The 19837-nt window shown below is 67.5% G+C and carries 21 protein-coding genes and 1 tRNA gene; 14 read left to right on the top strand and 8 right to left on the bottom strand.

Annotated elements, in window-relative coordinates; translation table 11 throughout:
- The first annotated feature begins 87 nt into the window (after positions 1-87).
- The 6 genes from ACFQBT_RS01955 to ACFQBT_RS01930 are packed head-to-tail and all read left to right on the top strand — an operon-like array spanning position 88 to position 5814.
- Complete coding sequence (locus tag ACFQBT_RS01955; RefSeq protein ID WP_377820146.1) at positions 88-648, top strand: HAD family hydrolase; 561 nt, start codon at positions 88-90, stop codon at positions 646-648.
- Positions 645-1874: a sedoheptulose 7-phosphate cyclase gene (locus tag ACFQBT_RS01950; protein ID WP_377820145.1), complete on the top strand. Its 1230-nt coding sequence runs from the start codon at positions 645-647 to the stop codon at positions 1872-1874. The genes ACFQBT_RS01955 and ACFQBT_RS01950 overlap by 4 nt, the downstream gene beginning before the upstream one ends.
- Entirely contained in the window at positions 1871-2689 is an 819-nt protein-coding gene (locus tag ACFQBT_RS01945; protein WP_377820144.1) for an O-methyltransferase, read from the top strand. The genes ACFQBT_RS01950 and ACFQBT_RS01945 overlap by 4 nt, the downstream gene beginning before the upstream one ends.
- Positions 2574-3467: a TauD/TfdA dioxygenase family protein gene (locus ACFQBT_RS01940; protein WP_377820143.1), complete on the top strand. Its 894-nt coding sequence runs from the start codon at positions 2574-2576 to the stop codon at positions 3465-3467. Before ACFQBT_RS01945 ends, ACFQBT_RS01940 begins: the two co-directional genes overlap by 116 nt.
- On the top strand, positions 3464-4789 hold the full coding sequence (locus tag ACFQBT_RS01935) for an ATP-grasp domain-containing protein (RefSeq protein ID WP_377820142.1): 1326 nt from the start codon (positions 3464-3466) through the stop codon (positions 4787-4789). Before ACFQBT_RS01940 ends, ACFQBT_RS01935 begins: the two co-directional genes overlap by 4 nt.
- Entirely contained in the window at positions 4789-5814 is a 1026-nt protein-coding gene (locus tag ACFQBT_RS01930) for a D-alanine--D-alanine ligase family protein (protein WP_377820141.1), read from the top strand. The genes ACFQBT_RS01935 and ACFQBT_RS01930 overlap by 1 nt, the downstream gene beginning before the upstream one ends.
- A gap of 515 nt (positions 5815-6329) precedes the next feature.
- On the opposite strand, the gene ACFQBT_RS01925 is transcribed toward ACFQBT_RS01930, so the two are convergent.
- Positions 6330-6415: transfer RNA gene (locus ACFQBT_RS01925), tRNA-OTHER, on the bottom strand.
- Between the two features lie 267 nt (positions 6416-6682).
- Between ACFQBT_RS01925 and ACFQBT_RS01920 the strand changes: the two genes are divergently transcribed.
- Positions 6683-7090, top strand: coding sequence for a nuclear transport factor 2 family protein (locus ACFQBT_RS01920; RefSeq protein WP_377820140.1), 408 nt, complete (start codon positions 6683-6685; stop codon positions 7088-7090).
- A gap of 65 nt (positions 7091-7155) precedes the next feature.
- Here the strand turns inward: ACFQBT_RS01920 and ACFQBT_RS01915 are convergent, their stop codons facing one another.
- From ACFQBT_RS01915 to ACFQBT_RS01905, 3 genes are all read right to left on the bottom strand, one after another.
- A complete protein-coding gene (locus tag ACFQBT_RS01915; RefSeq protein ID WP_377820139.1) occupies positions 7156-7374 on the bottom strand; it encodes a hypothetical protein in 219 nt (72 codons plus the stop codon).
- 144 nt (positions 7375-7518) lie between these two features.
- On the bottom strand, positions 7519-7923 hold the full coding sequence (locus ACFQBT_RS01910; RefSeq protein WP_377820138.1) for a nuclear transport factor 2 family protein: 405 nt from the start codon (positions 7921-7923) through the stop codon (positions 7519-7521).
- Between the two features lie 90 nt (positions 7924-8013).
- Positions 8014-8649, bottom strand: a complete 636-nt coding sequence (locus tag ACFQBT_RS01905; protein ID WP_377820137.1) for a TetR/AcrR family transcriptional regulator — start codon at positions 8647-8649, stop codon at positions 8014-8016.
- A gap of 67 nt (positions 8650-8716) precedes the next feature.
- Between ACFQBT_RS01905 and ACFQBT_RS01900 the strand changes: the two genes are divergently transcribed.
- From ACFQBT_RS01900 to ACFQBT_RS01880, 5 genes are all read left to right on the top strand, one after another.
- Entirely contained in the window at positions 8717-10474 is a 1758-nt protein-coding gene (locus ACFQBT_RS01900; RefSeq protein WP_377820136.1) for a CocE/NonD family hydrolase, read from the top strand.
- 72 nt (positions 10475-10546) lie between these two features.
- Positions 10547-11167: a DJ-1/PfpI family protein gene (locus ACFQBT_RS01895; protein WP_377820135.1), complete on the top strand. Its 621-nt coding sequence runs from the start codon at positions 10547-10549 to the stop codon at positions 11165-11167.
- A 268-nt stretch (positions 11168-11435) separates the two neighbouring features.
- Entirely contained in the window at positions 11436-12065 is a 630-nt protein-coding gene (locus tag ACFQBT_RS01890; protein WP_377820134.1) for a hypothetical protein, read from the top strand.
- Positions 11981-12574: a hypothetical protein gene (locus tag ACFQBT_RS01885; RefSeq protein ID WP_377820133.1), complete on the top strand. Its 594-nt coding sequence runs from the start codon at positions 11981-11983 to the stop codon at positions 12572-12574. The genes ACFQBT_RS01890 and ACFQBT_RS01885 overlap by 85 nt, the downstream gene beginning before the upstream one ends.
- A 179-nt stretch (positions 12575-12753) precedes the next feature.
- Positions 12754-14286: a class I adenylate-forming enzyme family protein gene (locus ACFQBT_RS01880; protein WP_377820132.1), complete on the top strand. Its 1533-nt coding sequence runs from the start codon at positions 12754-12756 to the stop codon at positions 14284-14286.
- Here ACFQBT_RS01880 and ACFQBT_RS01875 read toward each other — a convergent pair.
- Genes ACFQBT_RS01875 through ACFQBT_RS01860 form a run of 4 tightly spaced genes read right to left on the bottom strand, consistent with a single transcriptional unit; the run spans position 14261 to position 18886 of the window.
- A complete protein-coding gene (locus ACFQBT_RS01875; protein WP_377820131.1) occupies positions 14261-15799 on the bottom strand; it encodes a LuxR C-terminal-related transcriptional regulator in 1539 nt (512 codons plus the stop codon). The genes ACFQBT_RS01880 and ACFQBT_RS01875 overlap by 26 nt on opposite strands.
- Before the next feature lie 32 nt (positions 15800-15831).
- Entirely contained in the window at positions 15832-16959 is a 1128-nt protein-coding gene (locus ACFQBT_RS01870) for an AAA family ATPase (RefSeq protein ID WP_377820130.1), read from the bottom strand.
- A 43-nt stretch (positions 16960-17002) separates the two neighbouring features.
- Entirely contained in the window at positions 17003-18706 is a 1704-nt protein-coding gene (locus ACFQBT_RS01865; RefSeq protein WP_377820129.1) for an FUSC family protein, read from the bottom strand.
- A gap of 18 nt (positions 18707-18724) precedes the next feature.
- Positions 18725-18886, bottom strand: coding sequence for a hypothetical protein (locus tag ACFQBT_RS01860; RefSeq protein ID WP_377820128.1), 162 nt, complete (start codon positions 18884-18886; stop codon positions 18725-18727).
- Positions 18887-19139: 253 nt separating this feature from the next.
- Between ACFQBT_RS01860 and ACFQBT_RS01855 the strand changes: the two genes are divergently transcribed.
- Complete coding sequence (locus ACFQBT_RS01855) at positions 19140-19352, top strand: hypothetical protein (protein WP_377820127.1); 213 nt, start codon at positions 19140-19142, stop codon at positions 19350-19352.
- Positions 19353-19410: 58 nt separating this feature from the next.
- A complete protein-coding gene (locus ACFQBT_RS01850; protein ID WP_377820126.1) occupies positions 19411-19647 on the top strand; it encodes a helix-turn-helix transcriptional regulator in 237 nt (78 codons plus the stop codon).
- The last annotated feature ends 190 nt before the right edge of the window (positions 19648-19837 follow it).

Below are 19837 nucleotides of genomic sequence, written 5' to 3'. Positions count from 1 at the left end.
CCTGCTTGGTTCCATCAGCACTATCGCCGATACCTCTGAATTGCAACGGGATTCGTTCAACCAGGCGTTCGGCGAGCACGGTCTCGATTGGCACTGGGACCAGGCGAGTTACCGCGACCTCCTGACTGGCAACGGGGGAAGCAGCGGATCTCGCAGTACGCCGCCGACCACGGTGACAGCGTGGACGCCGGTGCGGTGCACGCCACGAAATCGTCGCTCTTCCAGGGCGCGCTGGCCGATGGTGTCCGCGCTCGGCCGGGCGTCGTGGATTCCGTTCGCGCTGCCCGAGAAGCCGGCTGGCGGGTGGCCCTGGTCACCACGACGGCGCGCGAGAATCTCGATGCGCTGTTCGACGGCCTGGGCGGAGAGCTCACCGCTGACGACTTCGATGTGATCGTCGACAGTGGCAGCGTCTCCGAGGGCAAACCCGACCCCGCCGCCTACGAATACGCGCTCGAAACCCTGGGCGAGGATCCCGCCGCCGCGGTCGCCGTCGAGGACAACGTCGGTGGTGTCGCCGCGGCGAGAGCCGCGGGGGTGAGCGTGTTCGCGTTCCCCAACGAGAACACTCGCGAGCATGATTTCGGCGCAGTCGAGACGATCGACGTGCTGGTGCCGGCGGACCTCGGCGTCTCGTTCGACGCATGAGCGCGACATCCCCCGACACCGTCCTGACGGTGTCGGACTCGACGTTCCGGGTTGCGGCCGTCGAGCGGATCGACTACTCGCTGAGCATCGTCGACAGCGTCTTCGCTCCTGAGCAGCCGCACCTGGCGGAGATCTTCCAGCCGTGGTCACGTTGCCTGGCCGTCGTCGACGACGAGGTGGAGCGCATCTACGGCGACCGCATGCGCTCCTACTTCGCCGCTCACGGCATCGCGCTGACCACCTTCGTGCTGTCCATCGACGAGACCGGCAAGACGATGCGCACCGCCGAGCGGATCGTCGATGCCATGGGTGCCTTCGGACTGGTCCGCAAGGAGCCGGTGCTCGTGGTCGGTGGCGGATTGTCAACGGACGTAGCCGGTTTTGCCTGCTCGATGTTCCGCCGGTCGACCAACTACGTGCGCATCCCCACCACGTTGATCGGACTCATCGACGCCAGCGTGGCCATCAAGGTGGCGGTCAACCACGGCCACGCCAAGAACCGGTTGGGCGCGTTCCACGCCAGCCAGCAGGTCATCCTGGACTTCGACTTCCTGGGCACCCTGCCGACGGATCAGATCCGCAACGGGATGGCAGAGATCATCAAGATCGCGACCGTCGGCAACGCGGCCATCTTCGAGCTGATGGAGAAATACGGCGAGGACCTGCTGGACACCCGGTTCGCCCGGGTGGACGGCAGTCCGGAGTTGCGGCGGATCGCCGACACCGTGACCTACGAGGCGATCCGCACCATGTTGGAGCTCGAGGTACCGAATCTGCATGAGCTGCAGCTGGATCGGGTGATTGCGTTCGGCCACACGTGGAGTCCTACGCTCGAACTGACCCCGCAGCCGCCGTACTTCCACGGTCACGCGATCAGTGTCGACATGGCGCTGTCCACGACCATCGCCGCGCTCCGGGGATACGTGGCGGAGAGCGAACGCGACCGCATCTTGTGGTTGTTCAGCCGGCTCGGCCTGTCGATCGACAGTCCGCACCTGACGGCCGGGCTGTTGCGGGACGCGACGCGGTCGATCATCCAGACCCGCGACGGGCTGCTGCGAGCCGCGATGCCGCACCCGATCGGTGACTGCATCTTCGTCAACGACCTGACCGACGAAGAGCTGGCTGCGGCGTTGCACGAGCACCGCATCGTCTGCGGCCGGTATCCGCGCAACGGGATCGGTGTCGAGGCCTTCGTCGGGTCCGGCGCCGTGTCCAAAACATGAGCACAGTGAGTGCCCCGGGGCAGGCCCGGCCGGTGACCCCGGTCGGGCTGCTCGCCGACCGGCTCGAGGCGCTGGCCGTCCGGGCCGAGTGCGAAGCGCCCGGGTTGGCCGGCGAACTCACCGAGCTCACCCGCCTGGCGGGTGGATTGGAGTCGTACGTCGATCGGCACACCTCACCCGCCGGCCGGAATCTGGTGGACCTCGCCGCCGCCACCGCTCGCCACGACTGGACTGCGCACGCCGGGACCGGGTTGGAGCAGGAGATGCTCTCAGGTCATGTCGAAGGACAATTCCTGCAGATCCTGACCGCGGCCACCGGAGCCCGGAGAGTTCTGGACGTCGGAATGTTCACCGGGTACTCCGCGCTCGCCATGGCACAGGCGCTGCCGGACGGTGGCCGGGTGGTCGCCTGCGAGGTCGACGCCCGGGTCGCGGCGATGGCGTCGGCATCGTTCCGCGCGGCGACCCACGGTGACCGCATCGAGATCCGCCTCGGGCCGGCCGGTGACACTCTCCGCGAGCTGGCCGGGGCCGGGCAGCGGTTCGACCTGGTCTTCATCGATGCGGACAAGGCCGGGTACGCCGACTACCTCAGCGTCGTCCTGGACGCGCTCCTGGCACCCGGCGGTCTGATCGTCGTCGACAACACCCTGATGCAAGGTCTGCCCTGGACCGCTCCAGGAAGTACGCCCAACGCGCATGCGATCGGAGCCTTCAACGACGCGGTCACGGCCGACGATCGCGTCCGGCAGGTGCTGCTACCGCTTCGCGACGGCATCACCCTCATTCAGCGAATCTCCGAAGGCTCGACGTGATCGTCCGCGAAACCCATCTGCAGCCCCTCGGCCTAAAGTCGAGGGGGTCGATCTGCGCACCATGGCCGACGATGACGTGCCGGGGCTGCGCTCACGACTGGCCGACCACGGCGTGCTGGTGTGGCGCGACCAGCAGGTCGACGACGACAATTTCCTGCACTTCCTGCGCTCCTTCGGAGATCTGCTCTTCACCGCCGGTGAGACCCCCGTCGACGGCTTCCCCGACCTCAATGTCATCACCAACGTGGCCCGGATGACACCGCCGCGCAGCGTGTTCCACGTGGACACCAGCTACGTGACCGAACCGCCGGCGTACACGGCGCTGCGGACCGTGCACGTGCCCGACCGCGGCGGCGAGACCCTCTTCACCAACCAGTACCGGGCCTATGACACTCTCCCGGCCGACCGGCGAGAGCTGCTCGCGGGACGCACCATCACCCACCGCGTCAGCGGCGTGAGCGCGCAGGACGCCGGTGATCAGACGCAGGCGGAGCACCCGGTCTTCCGGGTCCACCCGATCTCCGGTCGCACCAGCCTTTACCTGTCGACACCGGAGCGCTGCGTGGCGGTCAGCGGTATGGACCCTGCGCAATCGCAGGCCGCCGTCCAGGAGTTGTTCGAGCACTCGACGGCATCGCACAACGTGCTGCGTCACCGGTGGCGACCGGGAGACGTGGTGATGTGGGACAACGGGTGCGTCCTGCACAAGGCGGACCACTCCGGCGTGCACGGCGATCGGGTCATGCACCGGGGCATGGTGGCGAGGTACGCCGCGTGAGAGTGCCCGCGCAGCTCACTTCCCGCGCCCGGACAGCGGGTGCCCTCGTGCTATTGCAGTCCGCGTTGCCGGTGAACGCCGCTCTGACCGCTGCGTGGTGGCTGCGCGGCCTCGTTACAACGCCGCCGGTGATGGATCGCGCGGCGACACCGCTGACCGTTCTGCTCAGCGGGGGCAAGATGACCAAGGCACTGCAATTGGCCCGGTCGTTCCACGCCGCCGGTCACCGCGTCGTGCTGGTCGAGCAGGACAAATACCGCTGGAGCGGACATCGCTTCTCCCGCGCGGTCGACGCCTTCCACACGGTGCCGAAACCGCAGGACTCCGACTACGCCGCAGCACTCCTGCGGATCGTGCGGGCCGAAGAGGTCGACGTCTATGTGCCCGTGTGCAGCCCGGCCTCGAGTGTGCCCGATGCACAGGCTGCGGCGCTGCTCGCACCGTACTGCGAAGTGCTGCACGGGGACGCCGATATGATCGCCCGGCTGGACGACAAGGAGCGGTTCGTCGCATTGGCCGACACCCTGGATCTGCCGGTCCCGGATTCGGTGCGGGTGACCCAGCCAGCGCAGGTCGGTGCGTTCGACTTCGCGGGCGGCCACCCGCCGTACGTGCTCAAGAGCATCGGCTACGACCCCGTGAACAGGCTGGACCTCACCCCGTTGCCTCGCGAAACCAGCCAGCAGACAAACGAATTCGCGGAGAGCAAGCCCATTGACGAGGACCATCCGTGGGTGATGCAGCAGTACGTCGAGGGGACCGAGTTCTGCACCCACGGCACGGCCCGTGACGGCAGACTCCAGGTGTTCGCCTGCTGCCCGTCCTCGTCGTTCCAGGTGAACTACCGGCACGAGGACAAGCCGGCGATCGAGGACTGGGTGCGCACGTTCGTCGGCCGGCTCAGGCTGACCGGACAGTACAGCTTCGACTTCATCGAGGACCCCGACGGACACGTCTACCCGATCGAGTGCAACCCACGCACGCACTCGGCCATCACGATGTTCTACGACCACCCGGGCCTGGCGAGTGCCTATCTGGATGACCAGCGGGCAACGATCGTGCCGACCTCGACGTCCCGGCCGACGTACTGGCTGTATCACGAGGCGTGGCGGCTGATCCGCGGCGAAGGCTCTCGTCGCGAGCGGTTGGGCATCATCCTCGAGGGCCACGATGCGATCCTGTCCATGCACGATCCGTGGCCGTTCTTCATCGAGCACCACGTCCAGATCCCGCTGCTCTTGTGGCGAAACCTGCTGTCCGGCAATGGTTTCCTCCGGATCGACTTCAATATCGGCAAGCTGGTCGAGGCGGCCGGCGACTGATGCGGCGGGTCCTGCACCTGACCGGATCGCCGACCGACGAAGAATTCGCGGACCTGTCGCGGCTCTACGCCGCGGACTGTCTGCGCGCGGTCGCAGATCCCGGTCGCTACGAGATGTTGATCGCGGATGTGCAACCCGATGGGTCGTGGCGCTTTCCGGCGTCGCTGGAGGCGGCCGAACTGTCGGGCGCGCGCTCGCTGCCGATCACCGACGCATTGGTCCGGATCAGTCAGTGGCGACCGGATGTCATTGTGCCGCAATTGTTCTGCCCGGCCGGCATGACCGACTACCGCTCGATCCCGCCGCTGCTGGGCCTACCCATGATCGGCAACCCGGCCGCGGTGATGGCGCTGGGCGCCGACAAGCCGGCCGCCCGCGCCGTCGTCGCCGAGGCGGGCGTGTCCGTGCCGGACGGATTCGTCGTACGTCGCGACAAGACTCTCGCGGCCCATGACCGCTGGCCGGTCGTGGTAAAGCCGGCATCCTCGGACAACTCCTGGGGTTTGTCGCTGGTCACCTCGGCATCCGGGCTGCCGGCAGCGCTCGAACGTGCCTGGCAATGGGGCGATGCTGCGCTGGTGGAGGACTTCGTGCCCCTGGGTCGAGAGGTGCGTTGCGGGATCATCGAGCGCGACGGCGAGTTGGTGGGTCTGCCCCTGGAGGAGTACGCCGTGGACGCGCGCACCGCGCCGATCCGCACTGCCGAGGACAAGCTCCGCCGAGGAGGGGACGGCGAACTGGAGCTGGTCGCCAAGCAGGCGGACCGGGCGTGGATCGTCGACCCGCACGATCCGGTGGTCGGCCCGGTCCACGATGCGGCCCGTCGCGCCTACCGCGCACTGGGCTGCCGGCAGTACGGCCTGTTCGACTTCCGGATCGATCCCGCCGGGCGACCGTGGTTCCTGGAAGCGGGGCTCTACTGCTCGTTCGCGCCGAGCAGCGTGATCGTCACGATGGCGCGGGCCGCCGGCATCAGCGTGCGGGACCTCTTCGGTGAGTGCATCAGCGGCGCCATCGACGCCTGAGCCAGCCGATCGGCGTACGGCGATAATTCGCTTAGCGCAGGGCGTCAAGCCACCGGGGGCTGCCGCTAAGGTCGTCCGATCGACGTCCTTCAGCGCCGCATACTTGCTGGCACGCTGTCTACGGCGCATGAGGTTGAGCGGGGGTGAGGCGATGTTGCGGCGACCACGATTGCCTCGTACGCCGGCGGTTGCATCGTGGCGACCATCCCGCTGGTACTCCGCACCCCTGGCGGTCATCGCGATTTCCGCGGCGGTCGGGCTGCTCGTGATCGACCTGCGCTCGGTGTGGCCGTTCGCCATCGCTCTGCTGTTTGTCGCGGGATGCACGTTCGGACCACGGGTCACGTTGTACGAGGACTCCCTGGTCGTCCAGGGCATCCTCCGGCGATCAGTAATTCCTATCGAAGAGATCGCCGAGCTGACCAGCAGTCAACGGGGCGCCACCGTTGACTGGGGTCAATACCGCCTCCAACGCGAAGCGCTGACCGGCATTTTTGCTGGTCAGCGCCCTGTGATGGAGCCGCCTATCGGAATCGAACCGATGACCTATTCATTCCTCCCGAGCGTTTCCGCGAAGATGCACCACGGTGCAAAAGGCCGCCGTTCCGGGGAATTCTGGGGTTTCTACGGATCAGTAAGGAGCGCACGGGAGCACCAAAATCCACTCAAACGTGTCACAAACGTGTGACTCCTGGGACGTGGACCAGCGCGCCCACATCGATCAGGCCCTTCATCAAGCTGGTGGGGATGAGATGCGCGTGGCTTTCACCGACCCTGCTTAAAATCTCACCCTTTCGCGTCCGGTCGCTGGTACGGAGCGATCGACGTCCCTCTCGTTTGGTGACGCTGTATGGCAGGCTGAATCGCCATGAGCGCCAAAGACCTGCTGATCGAGATGTTCGACCGAATGGTCGTCGCCAAGGACGCCAGCCTGCTCGAGCACTACTACGACCCCGGCTTCCGGCTCGCCACCAACGGCGCAACCCAGACCTATGCCGAGTTCGCTGCGGGTCACGAAACCGTCTACGCAACTGCCATTGGCTACGACATCAGGTACGACGACGCGGCCTGGGTCGAGGGGGCCGACCGCGTGGCGGGTCGGGTATGGATCACCACGACCCGGCCCGGTGAGGAACCCACCGAGGTCGAGGTCGTTCTGATTGCGACCTTGAAGGACGGTCGCATCCACCGGCTGTGGGAGCTGACCTGGCCGGACTGGTCGCAGCTAAAGGCCTTCGAGTCCTACCAGGAGGCGGCCGGGTCGATGCGCACCTAACCGGGACGCAGACGAGCGAACCCGCTGCACCCAACGGGATGCAGCGGGTCCCAGCCCGAACCTCGTCAGACGATGGCCATGGCGGCCTTCTCTTCGGCCATTTCACCGTGCTTGATGGTGAGCAGGCTCATCACCAGCACCGTGCCCACCAGGACCATCATCGCCGACGCCCAGAAGCCGTGCGTGGAGCCGTAAGTTTGGGCCGTCAGCTGGATGTGGTGCGTTGCCGCAGCGATCTGCTCCCGGGTCGGTAGGTGACCTGCCGCAGCTGCCGTCTGCGCCACGACTTCGCGACGGCAGCTAGCTCGGTCCCACGCTGGGTGACGAAGTAAGTGAACACCGTTGTCAAAGCGGCAATTCCAAAGGACTACCGGGACGCTCAGAGCGCCGTGCCTCTGGACTTCCCACACTCGCCTCGGGGTTGCCAGTTACGAGAAAAGTTCGTGCACCTTGGTCTGGTCGTAGAATCCGATCACCTCACTGATCTGCTCTCCGGTGACGTGGATCAACCAGCAGTAATCGAGGCTGTAGTCCGTGCCGTTGCGCCCCTGACCGCCCGAGCCTCGGAACTGCACGGCGGCCCATTCGCCGTCGCCAATGATCCGAACCACGTCTGCACGCGGCCAGCTCACGAGATGGTCATCCAGCGGATGATAGACCCCACCGATGTAGGCCTGCTTACCACGGAAGACCCCCGAGACCGGTGACTCTCCGGTAGCCGTCCACACCATGTCGTCGCTCAAGACATCGAGAAATACTGCGGCGTCGAACCCTGTCCGACTCAGTTCAGCGAACCAACGCTGAAGGAACTGCTTGGCAGAAACTGTGGTCATCTGGTGATCCTTCGACATCGTGCTGCTGAGTGGTGGGCGTTGAGCTGGTTCTCGATGTGTTCCTGGCCGGTGGTGTATGGCGGCGGGCGCTCAGTCCAGCCGGCCGTCGACGTACCGCTGGATCGTGGGGCCGACCGCGGCGATCACTTCGTCGTCGGTCATGCTCGCGAGGGGCTCGACACCCCAGACATATCGCGCCATGGCGAAGCCCAGGAGCTGGGAGGCGATCAGACTAGCCCGGCGCTGGGCGTCGTCGGCGTCCGTCCCGATCGTCGCCGGCCCCATCAGCTGGTTCTGGATGAGACCGCGCAACAGGTCGCGGGTATCGGCGTGGTGGGCCGCAGTGAGCACCATCGCACGCAGGAAGGCGGAGGCATCCGGATCGCTCCAGTTGGCCATCGTGACGGTCACCAGGGCCGTGCCGAGCGCCCCCGCGGGGGTCTGCCACGCCTCGCGGATGCGGTCGCGCATCGCGGGAGGTACCTGGAGGCAGGCGGCGAGGAGCGCCTCTTTATCCCCGTAATAGTGATAGACGAGCCCCGGATCGACGTCGGCACCCCGTGCGATCGCGCGGATGCTGGTGCCCTGATACCCGTTCGCGGCGAACGCGTCGCGGGCGACGGCGAGGATGCGTGCGGCCAGCACTCCCCGTTCATCGCGCGGGCCCGGCTTGAGGTCATCCGAGTGCTCCGCGGAAGCTCTGCGCTCCCTGTCTGATCTTGACATTGTTTCATCATACCGTGAGACTAGTCTCACCGAACCGTGAAACACTGGCGCACTATAGGGAGACTCCATGCGCGTCGCAGGCATCGAACCGGGACAGCGCCACCTCAACGGCCCACAGACGACGGGGCGGACCTACCGCAATCTGTCCGCACCCGATCACGTGATGACCCATGACTTCGATGTCGCCGCCCCCATGCGCGACGGCGTCGACCTCATGGTCGACGTGTGGAGCCCGGAGGAACCGGGCCGGTATCCCGTGCTCGTCTCCGCCTCGCCCTACCCGCGACAGATCCAGGACCTCGGCGCACCCATGGGCTTCATCGAAGCCGGGGCGAGCGACTTCTTCGTCCCGCGCGGATACGTGCACGTGATCGCGAACCTCCGCGGTACGGGCGGCTCGGGCGGCGTGTTCACTCTGTACGACGGCCAGGAGCGCAAGGACATGTACGACCTCGTCGAGTGGGCGGCCGCGCAGGAATGGTCGGACGGCAACGTCGGCATGATCGGCATCAGCTACTTCGCGGGCACCCAGCTCGAGGCCGCCGTCGAGCAGCCTCCGCACCTGCGCGCGATCATGCCGGTGGCCGTGAGTTCCGATCTGTACGAGGCGACGAGCCACCACGGGCTCGTGAGCACCGGCTTCATCTCGCCGTTCATCTCCATGGTGGGAATCACGGCGGAACGGACGGACGCGCTGTGGCGCGGGAAGGTCCTCAATGCCGCTCGCCACGTCCTGAACACGCCCGCTCTGCACAAGAAGTTCGGGCGGATGAACGGCGAGGCGGCCGTGGTCCTGCTCAAGCGCCTCATGAAACTTCATCACGACCCGTACCCGTGGGACGATATGTGGCGCGACGGGGTCGTCGCCCATCAGCTGCACGACGAGTGGTGGGATGACCGCAATCTGCTCCCCCTGCTCGATCGGGTGCGCGTACCCGTCTACCTCGGCTGCGACTGGGAGAACGTGCCCCTGCACCTCCCCTCCACGTTCCCGACCCGAGCGGCGCTCACCTCGGCGCCTGAGGTTCGCGTCGCGATGCTCGGCGACTTTGGCCTCACCTGGCCGTGGGAGAGTCTGCACATCGAAGCGCTCGCCTGGTACCACCACTGGCTCAAGGGCCGGGACACCGGCATCCTCGAGGGTCCGCCCATCCGGTACGTCGTCCCCGGCGCCGATGTCGACGGAGATGCCGCGTGGCGCAGCGCCGATACGTGGCCGCCCGCCGAGTCGCACCTGCAGGAGTGGACGCTAGCCGCCGACGGGACACTCACCACGCAGGCGCCGGCGGACACCGACGGCGAACGCGTCTTCATGACGCTGGGCGCGGGCCTCAATCGGCCGGTGGCGAGCCCGACCGATCCGCCGTCGTCACTCGACTGGACGAGCGCTCCGCTCGCCGCCGACCTCGACGTCGTCGGCGACATCGAGCTGGCGCTGGACGCCACCATCACAGCCCCCGATGCAGGCTGGTTCGCGGTGCTCTCCGACGTCGGCCCCGACGGCACAGCGACCCCAGTGACCGCGGGCTACCTGCGCGCCTCGCTGCGGCGCGTCGACGAAGCGGCCAGTCGGCCCGGCGCTCCCGAACTGCCGTGCACCACAGCGGAGGCCGTGCCCGTCGGCGAACGCGTGCACTACCGCATCCCGATCGTGTCCAACGCGCGCCGCTTCCCGGGCGGCCACCGTGTGCGGATCACGGTGTTCGGCGACGATCAGCCCGACGACACGCCCGCGATCATGGGGTTCCGGCATGCCAGCGTCGGGACGAGCTCGATCAACCGCGTCGCCGCGACCTCCCGGCTGCTGCTCCCGGTGCTCGGCTGACCGCGTTCCCGCGGCTGGTCCTGGCATCGGATTGTCGGCGGGTACGTTGAGTCGAGGACGACAGGAGCGCGTATGACTGACGGAGCCACAGCGACGCAGCGAAAGGTGTCCGTGGTGCTCTTTGACGGCTTCGAACTCCTCGACGTGTTCGGCCCGGTCGAGCTGCTCAGCGTTCTGCCCGACCGGTTCCGTGTTGCGATGGTGGCCACCGAGGCAGGCCTGGTCGCGAGTTCCCAGGGCACCCGGGTGGAGGCGACCGAGAGTCTCGCAGCGGTCGCCGATGTCGACATCGTCCTGGTGCCGGGCGGCATCGGATGGCTGAAGGTAGTGCACGACAACGACTTCCTCGATCAGCTGCGGACCTTCGTCGCCGGTGCCGCTTTGGTGACCTCGGTGTGTACCGGCTCGGCCGTACTGGCCGCCGCGGGACTGCTGGAGGGGTATAGCGCTACGTCGAACAAGCGGTCCTTTGATCGCGTTGTCCAGCATGGCGATTCGGTGACATGGGAGCGTCGGGCCCGGTGGGTGCAGGACCGCGATCGGTGGACCTCGTCCGGTGTTGCCGCCGGCATCGACATGACCGCGGCACTCATCGGTCATCTCTTCGGGGACGAGGTGGCCAAGCACGCCGGAGAGGTCATCGAGTACGAACCGCAAACCGATCCCCACTACGACGTCTTCTCCGATCGCTAGGTGCCACCGGTGCGCGTCGAGATCAGTGTGCGACGCAGCAGCCTGGAGGCTGCGTGCAGCAATGCCGGACGATGGGGTTCCGACGACACTGCGGTCGTTGTTCGTCGTCCCCTGGACTGACTTGATCCCGCGACCGATTTCCGTACGTACCGGGTCACCGTCGAACCCCACCGCGATCTTTAGGGCACAACCCTAGGGTTATCCGTCAACGACCGGCCGACGATCAGATGGTCACTGATCGACCGACCCGAGGAAGCCCGAACCCGACATGTACACGACCAAGCACTCAGCCTGCTCCACCACCCACCGTCTGGCACTGGTGGCGGCCGTGCCGCTGTCGGCGGCACTGCTGCTCAGCGGCGCCGGCGCCGCCAGCGCCGCCCGCTTGCCGGAAGGGTCGTCGGGGACGACCTCGATCAGCTGGACCATCGTCAACACCACCGGGGTGAATCTGACCCTGGCCACGGCCAGCAACCCCTACGGGCACTGGCAGAAGCGGCCGGTGAACTTGGCCTCAGGTCAGTCCGAGACCATTTCGGACTACTCCGACAACATCGCAGGCGCGGAACTGAAAGTGACCTACACCGAACCCACCGGACAGAGGATCACGATGACGCTGACCGACCCGATCGCCGGGGACGACACCCTGACCGGGTCCTCCAACGACTCCACCATCGGGTTCGACAACTCGCTGAACCATGGCTACCACGTCTCCGGGACCACCGAGATCAACCAGGGACGCGTCACGTTGGACACCCCTGGGGGCCCTTCCAGTACGTCGTACCCGCCGGGGTCACCCAACTGCAGGTCAAGATGTCCGGCGGGGCAGGCGGCGGGTCCCACGGCCCGAACACGAGCAACGTCACGGATGGCTACGGCGGTGACGGCACGGAACTGAGCGGTATCATCCCGGTCACCCCCGGTGAGGTATTGGATGTCGCCGTCGGTGGTGCGGGTGGGACCAGCGGCTCCACCGGGGCGGCAGGAGGCTGGGGTGAGACTCTGAACGGCCAGAACTTCTCTGGTGGCAGCGGCGCCAACGGTGGCGGCGGCGGTGGCGGCGCCTCGGTCATCTCCGAGAACGGCACACCGCTCGTGGTGGCCGCCGGCGGCGGTGGCGGGGGCCTGGGCCAGCCGATCACCAGAATAAACAGCAACCCCCTTCAGGGGGCGAACGGTGGCTACAACGCCAATGGCAATTCGTTGGTCGGCATCCCTGGGTATGGTCCAGGCGGCACGGGCGGTCAGTTCGGCGGCCAGACCGTCAGCCAGGGACAGTCCGTGGCCACCGGGCAGGACGGGGAGCCGGCGGCGGCGGGGTGCTCGGCGGCGGCGCCGGCGGCACCGACAGCACGGACAAGGTCGGCGGCGGCGGCGGCGCAGGCACCTCACTGGTCGACACCCTGACCGTCGGCGCCGACTCATCGTCCTACCCGGGCAACGTCAACGGACAGATCCTCCTCACCCCATACTTCTGATCCCACCAAACAGGCCGCCCGCGGCCCATCGCATTGCCAACACCGGCCCCGGCAGCAGGCAGCGACGAACCCGAATCCTCATCCACCGTTCAGGTTTAGGTGACCATCATGACAATCACAGCCAACGAAGCCCCCATCCACTTCGCGTCCCACGCGCGGCTCACTCTCGATCGACTCGACGCCGACGCGCCCGACCGCATCGTCTGCACCGATTCGACGGGTCCTCATACCGCAGCAGACTTCGCGACACAGATCCGTCGGTTCCGGCGCGCACTAACCCGGCAGGGAATCGGCCACGGGCACATCGTGGCCCTCATCGCCCCCAACACCGCGGCCGCCGTGGCGATTCGCTTCGCCGCCGGCCTTCGCGGCGCGGTCACCGTGCTGTGCCCGGACGCCGATACGCCAACTCGACTCAACGCGTTTCTGGCCGCCATCGACCCACAGACGATCGTGGTGTTCGATGCGGCGGTCGCCGCCACCATCGCCGACGCCGAGAACCGACGAATCCTCCTGGCGGACGGACCGGACGGCATCGTGGCGGCGGACGATGAGGTAGGCGAGGACGAGAAGGAGAATGTCGCGGTCGCGCCCGACGACCACTTCGTACTCGTTGCCACCGGCGGCACGACCGGCGTCTCCAAGGCCAGCATTCGCGACGCCGCAACGTATTTACGCCTGATCAATGGACCCAGCGATCCGACGCGTCGGCAGTTGGTGTGCACCCCGCTGGCCTACATCGCCCAGACGGCCGTCGACCAGACCCTGCTGGCCGGCGGCGTCGTCGTGCTGCACGACAGCTTCGATCCGCGGCACGTCCTCCAATCCATCGATCGCGACCGCATCACCCACGTGGCACTTGTCGAACCTCTGCTCGTTGAGCTCGTTGACTGCCCGCAGCGTTCGGCACACGACCTGTCCTCGCTGCGTGCCATCATTCACGTGGGCGCCGACGCGCCGCCCGAGTTGCGACACCGACTGCTCACCGCGCTCGGCCCAGGAGTTCTCGTGCATGTATACGGCGCCAGCGAATTCGGCCCGGCATGTGTGCTCGCGGGCAACGACTACTCCTTGGATCGCCCTGACCTGCTCGGCAGTGCCGGGCGACCGTTACCTGGTTTCGAGGTGCGCGTCGTCGACGAGTCCGGTGAGCTGATCGGCCCCGGGCAGATCGGGCGCATTGAGGTGCGATCTCCAAGCGCGGCAAGCGGCTATCGGGGCAGCCCGACCGAATCCGACCGGTTCGGGGCTGACGGTTGGTTCCATGGCAGCGACTTCGGGGAGCTCGACGCGGCTGGGTACCTGCACGTGCGCGGTCGCGGAACCGACCGGCGGATGATCGACGGACGTCCGACCTGGCCCGTTGACATCGAGAACCCGTTGTGCAGCCATCCGGCGGTACGGTACGCGGTCGCGGCGCCGGTCGACGCCACGTCCTTCGCGGCCTGGGTTGTCCTTGCTCCCGGCCAGGCCATCTCCGACGTCGAACTGCGTCGGTACCTGTGCGCAGTCGGCGGTCCGCAGTTCGCCTCCGTTCCAGTGACCTCGGTGCCGGTCATACCGGTTACCGAGCAAGGTAAACCCGACCGTCAGACGCTGCTGCGCGGAGGCGGCTTCAGTGCTGGGCGGTTACCGCTCTGAGTTCTCGACGACCACGAATACCCAACTTGGCGTAGGAGTTTCCGAGATGGTACTCGACCGCCTTGACGCTGACGAAAAGCGTTGCGGCGATCTCCTTGTTGGTCCGCCCCTCGGCCGCCAAGGTCACCACGTCGCTCTCCCGGTCGGTCAGCCTGGCGAGCGTGGTGACGCGGCGATCCGGTGCCGGAGCTGCGATGACGGTGTCCGCTGAGTCGTCGAGTTCGGCGAGATAGGCGGCGGCGCCGGCGTCGGTGAGGAGGCGCCGGGCCACGGCCTGCTGTTCATGCGCCGACCGGCGACGACCACTCGCCCGCAGAAACGCAGCGTGGGAGCGGCGGAGCGCCGCCCGGTCCAAGATCGGGTGATGGGGAGTCTCGGTGTTCGACGCAGCCGCAAACTCTGTCGCCGCAGCCGAGGAGTCGCTTTCCATCATTGTCATTCGGGCCGCCAGCCAGTGCAGCTGCATCGCTAGATCGAGTCGCCGGCGAGTGGCCGCCGCACGCAACGCAGCCAGCTCGGTCCGGGCACCGTCGAGGTCACCCAGATCGAGGCGGGCGGCGATCAGCGAGGGCCAGAAGAAGAGGGGATGAGCCGGCGGCAATCGGGTTCCACCGTCGTGCGTCAACGGCGCCAGCGCCTCGACCACGCCGCGGCTGTCTCCACCGGCCTCGGCCAGTGCGGCACGTGCGCAGGCGATCATGCCGATGGCGTCGGCGGTTGCCACCAATCGCGCGACGTCCGTTCCCTGGTCGATGTGACGCCGCGCGACGACCTGGTCGCCACGGCCTGCATGGATCATCGCGGTGATGGCGTGGGCCTGCGGAGTGATCCACAGTTGGGATTCGTCAGCGGCGAGATCGAGGGCGGAATGAGCGCTGACCAGGGCGCGGTCCCAATTCCCGAGAACGTAGTCGCAGTGTGCCAGGATCACGTGACTCTGCGCCCGCCGGTCCCCCATCAGCGGGGAGAGTTCGCCTCTGAGCACACCCTCGGCCAACCGCAACCACCGTGCCGATTCGGCGAACCGGCCGGCGAAGTAGTTCTGCATCCCGCGAGCCCAGGCCAGGTTGACGTCGAGTGCGTCGGTGGGCCACGGGTCGGGGTATCGGGACAACAACAGGTCCAATCCGGCTACACCGCCCTCGGCTTGACCGGCCGCACCCACCGCCACGAAGGTCGCGAACTGCGCCTCAGGTGAATCGGGCGCGCTGAGAGCGAGCGCGGCGTTCGCATGCCGGATGCCGTCGTCGCCGCGGGTCTGGGTGTTGGACAGGACGCTCAGCGCCAAGTGAGCGCGAGCGCGCTCGGCGGCCGGCGCGTCCAGTTCTGCGGCCACCAGCAGGTACTCCTCAGCTTCGGGCAAGCGGCCGGATTGCCAAGCAAGCCAGCCCAATTCAATGTTTCGCTGGGCTGATACCGGGCACGCACGCAGCCGCGGCTCCAGGGCTCTCATCTCCGCCAGGTGCCGGCCGTTCATGTATCCCCGGCCGGCCGCCAGGACGCGGCGCGGCATATCATCACCCGCACCGATGTCGGCAGCCGCGGTCAGATAGGCACCAGCCAGTGTCGGATCAGTGGTGCGCGCCGCGACCCCATCCAGTTCGGCCGCCAGATCGGGGTCGAAACGGTCGGCCGCCGCAATGCGGTGATGAAGCCGCCGCGCGGGGTCAGTCGTCGCCGTTGCCCACGCCAGATGCAGGTCCCGTCGTCGCGCCGGTGCGAGGTTGTCGTAGACGGCAGCTCTGTAGAGCGGGTGGACAAACCGCACGCGGTGCATCGGATCGCGAGGTGTGTGGGCCAGGAGGCCGCCGCGCATTGCATCGGCGAGGGCGGCGGACGTATCCGGGGACCGTCGGCGACCCCCATCGCCGTACCGAGTTCGATGAGTCCAGCCGCTCCGCCCGCGACTGCCAGCGCCTCGACCAGCCGACGCGCCTGCTCAGGCAATGACTGCACGCGGCCTTCGACGCTCTGTGACAACGATCGCGGTGCGGGCAGCGGCGCGACGCCGTTGAGGTCGGCGGGACCGAGCTCGGTGAGCAGGGTGCGTACGTGCAGCGCCAGGCCCCCTGTCTGATGATGAAGGCGCGCAGCCGCATTCGGGCCCAGAAGCACGCCATGGGCCGCCGCCATGTCACCGACCTCGGAAACGCTCAGAGCGCCGACCAGAAGGTGCCGACCACGATCCGGGTCGTCGACGAGCCGCCGCCATGGCGAATCTGGCGGTAGCCCACCAGGTCGGGTGGTCACCACGGCAAGCACCCGGTCGCCCATCGTCAGCCTGCGCAGCGCGGTCGACAGGACAGCCGACGATATCGCATCGGCCCAGTGCAGATCCTCGATAACCAGCAGTACCGGCCCGTCGGACTGTCGCTCGCCCAGTAGAGCCAGAAGTTCCTGGCCAGCACCCAGCGGTGTGCGCGAATCGAATTCGCCCAGTTGCGCGACCAACCACATCGATGTGTGCGTGGCCAGTTCGTCAGCGTCGACGCGCAGGACGGTGAACGAATCGAGGTCAGCGATCGCCGCGCGGACCAGACTCGATTTCCCCACGCCGGCCTCGCCCTCGATCACCACAACCTGGGGCCGGGCGTCGGCGGCGGCCCGGGCGGCGTCGTCCAGCACGGCGCGCTCCGTCTCGCGACCGACCGTCGTACCGGTGGGTGGATTCATCGACCCAGTATGTCCTCGGCGACGACGCCAGGTCTGACAACGCTCATGGCGCGGCAGCAGCCGACGCCGCAGACCGCAGGTCGTGCAGACGCTCCCGCGTCCGGTCGACGGCTGGCGCGGTCGGCGGATCGGCGCCGTCGACCGACAGGGAGATGAGGGTGATCTCGTCCACGATCTCTTTTACTTCCATCGCCAACGGCAACATCTGGCGGGCTCGTGCCGGGATCGGCGGCGGCTCGGCAAACGCGGCCAGACACGCTGCCTTCGCCCCGTGCGCCCGCAGGTAGGCGTCGTCACGATGACGGACGAAGGCGGTCCGGTCGCGCGACGGGCCGGCGGCAGCATCATCGAGGTACCGCGTGGCCGCGTCGAGAGCATCGTCGAGGCGGGCCTGTTGCGGGAGGCGTCGGGCACCCGGCCAGAGGAGGTAGCCGAAGACGACGGCGATGACCGCGCCGATCACGGTGTCGAGGACGCGAATCGCTGGCGTCTCGATGTCCGCGTGGCCCATCGACGAGGCCAGGATCGCCGACAGCGTCAGCCCGATGACGCTGAGCGCGTACAGCTTGGGCGCGGTCAGCGCCGCGAACGCCAAGCCCAGCGATGCGGCGAAAGCAATCGCAAAGCCGTTGTCCCACAGCATGAGAACTGCGGCCGCCACCAGAGCGCCGATGATGGTGCCGGCGATCCGGTTCACCGTGCGCACCACGATCGAGGCGTACTCCGGTCGCACGATCACCGCGACGGTGAGCGGTAACCAGAAAGAATGGCGAGGATCGTGGGCGGCCAGGGTGACCGTGGTTGCCACGCCCAGACACACCGCCATACGGACGGCGTTCGGCACTGCTGCCCCGGTCAGCGACGGCAGCAGCGGTGGGTGCAGATCGTGATCGACGACCCGTGGTGGTTGTGAGCCAGGGCCGGACAACGCCTGCGTCATCGCGCGCAACCCGGCCGTCGCCGTCCATCTGGCCGAGACCTCGACAGGGTCTCCGGCCCGCAGTTGTCTTGCCGCCGTGCGGAGTCCGGCAACGACCTGCGGAGGAACCGGCGACCCCTCCGCATACAGGGCCGCGATGGCGTGGGCGACGCGTTCGGCTCTGGCGTCCCATCCGGCATTGCGTGCCTTCGCAGACGCGGCCGCCATCCGTGAGCGCGCCCCGTGGGCGTCCCGCCGTCCGATCGCCTCGCACAGGTCGGCGCCCGCGTCGTACACCCCGATCGTCGCGCGACGGTGCGCCACACCGCGACTGAAGGGCCAATCCGCGAAATGCACCACTCCGACGACGATCGCACCCACCAAGTACCAGAGCGCCTGCGCGATCGGCCCGAGGCTGGACCCGCCGAACTGGCCGAATGCGACACCGATGCTCAGCATCATCCCGAAGGCCGGTCCCGCCGGACCCACCGCGCCGACAAGGCCGGACACCGCACCCGCTGCGGTGGCCACCACGACCATCGTCATCGCTCCGCCGCCGCTGGATCCCGCCACAACGAGCCCGAGCACTGCGCCCGCGGCCTGCGCGCACAGGCCGGTCACCCGCCCCCGGTACGAATCGCCGACCACGAACGCAACCGAGCAGGCCGCGCCGAGATAGGCCACCCCCAGCCGGTCCCAATCTCCAATGGTCCATCCGAGAAGCAGCAGGGTCCCACCGGCGACCAGTGCGCGCACCGCCGATGACACGGCGAACGGGGCAGCCGACGGCCGGAAAGCCGCGGCCACTGCGTTCGCGACCTCCGACATATTCGGCAGGTTAATTGGTCACCCCGCGGTCGGCACACCAACACCGCCCACCTCATCACCGAGGATGCTGAGCACGCGCGCCGGCAGTGGGTCGACGTGTTCAACCGCAACCGCGCCGACGTCGGACCCACCCACGCCGCCCAACTCGCCGCCGACGACATCGAACGGTACGGCACCCAAGCACCCCGCGCCACACCACCAACGCCCGCGCTGCCCCGCCGGCCGCAACCCTCACTCCCAGGACCGGCCAGTCGCGGCGGGACCGGCGTCGGTCGGTGAGCGGACGTCTCAATCGGCAAGACCCGGTGACCGCTCAACCCACCCCCGACCCCTTGAGGAGACATCAGGGCACAACGGACGGCGCGAGATGTCACTGTCCGGGGGCCGCCACCAGCGCGAGCGAGTCGTTCGCCAGACCTCTACGGAGTAGCCCGTGACCATCAAACCCATTGGAGTCCCGAATGATTGGGACAACGACCACCTGCTCCTCTTCAAAGACTTCTGCACCATCATCCAAACCCCCGAGCGCACCGTCCGCGAATGGCGTCGCTGTGGACGAGGACCGCAGTGGCAGCGCTTCAACGGCAACGGTGCCCTCTATCTGACCGTCGGCGAACTGCGTCGCTTCCTCCAAGGAGCGGGGTAATGGTCTTTATCCATAGCCGCGTGAACTGCACCGACACGCCCTGCGGGAGGTGGCTACGTTGACGACTGAACCCGCCCAACCCGAGCGCAATCGGCCCGACGATCCGGTGCTGTCAGCGGCTGAGGTCTCGGCCATGCTCGGCGGCATTCCGCTGGCAACCCTCAAACGGTGGCGCACCGAAAGGACCGGTCCCGTGGCACTCCACATCGGCAGGCACGTCCGCTACCGCCGCTCGGAAGTAGAGAAGTGGCTGCAGCAGAAGGAATGCGAGGCCGCTGCGTGGATGGCGTCGTAGCTCATGGTGCAAACACGAATTCCGCGAGGCGAACACGGCTCTGTCATCTACCGCAAACAACCAGACGGCAAGTGGACGGCTCGGGTGCAGATCCGTGACTCTGACGGACGGATCAGATCTGTGCGGGTCGTGGCACCGACGAAGGGCGAGGCGGGGCGACGGCTGAAGGCTCGCCTGGCTGAACGGGGAG

Origin of the sequence: Branchiibius cervicis (genome assembly GCF_042661605.1) — a bacterium.
Classification (GTDB): Bacteria; Actinomycetota; Actinomycetes; order Actinomycetales; family Dermatophilaceae; genus Branchiibius; species Branchiibius cervicis.
This window is presented reverse-complemented; position numbering and strand designations above follow the sequence as displayed.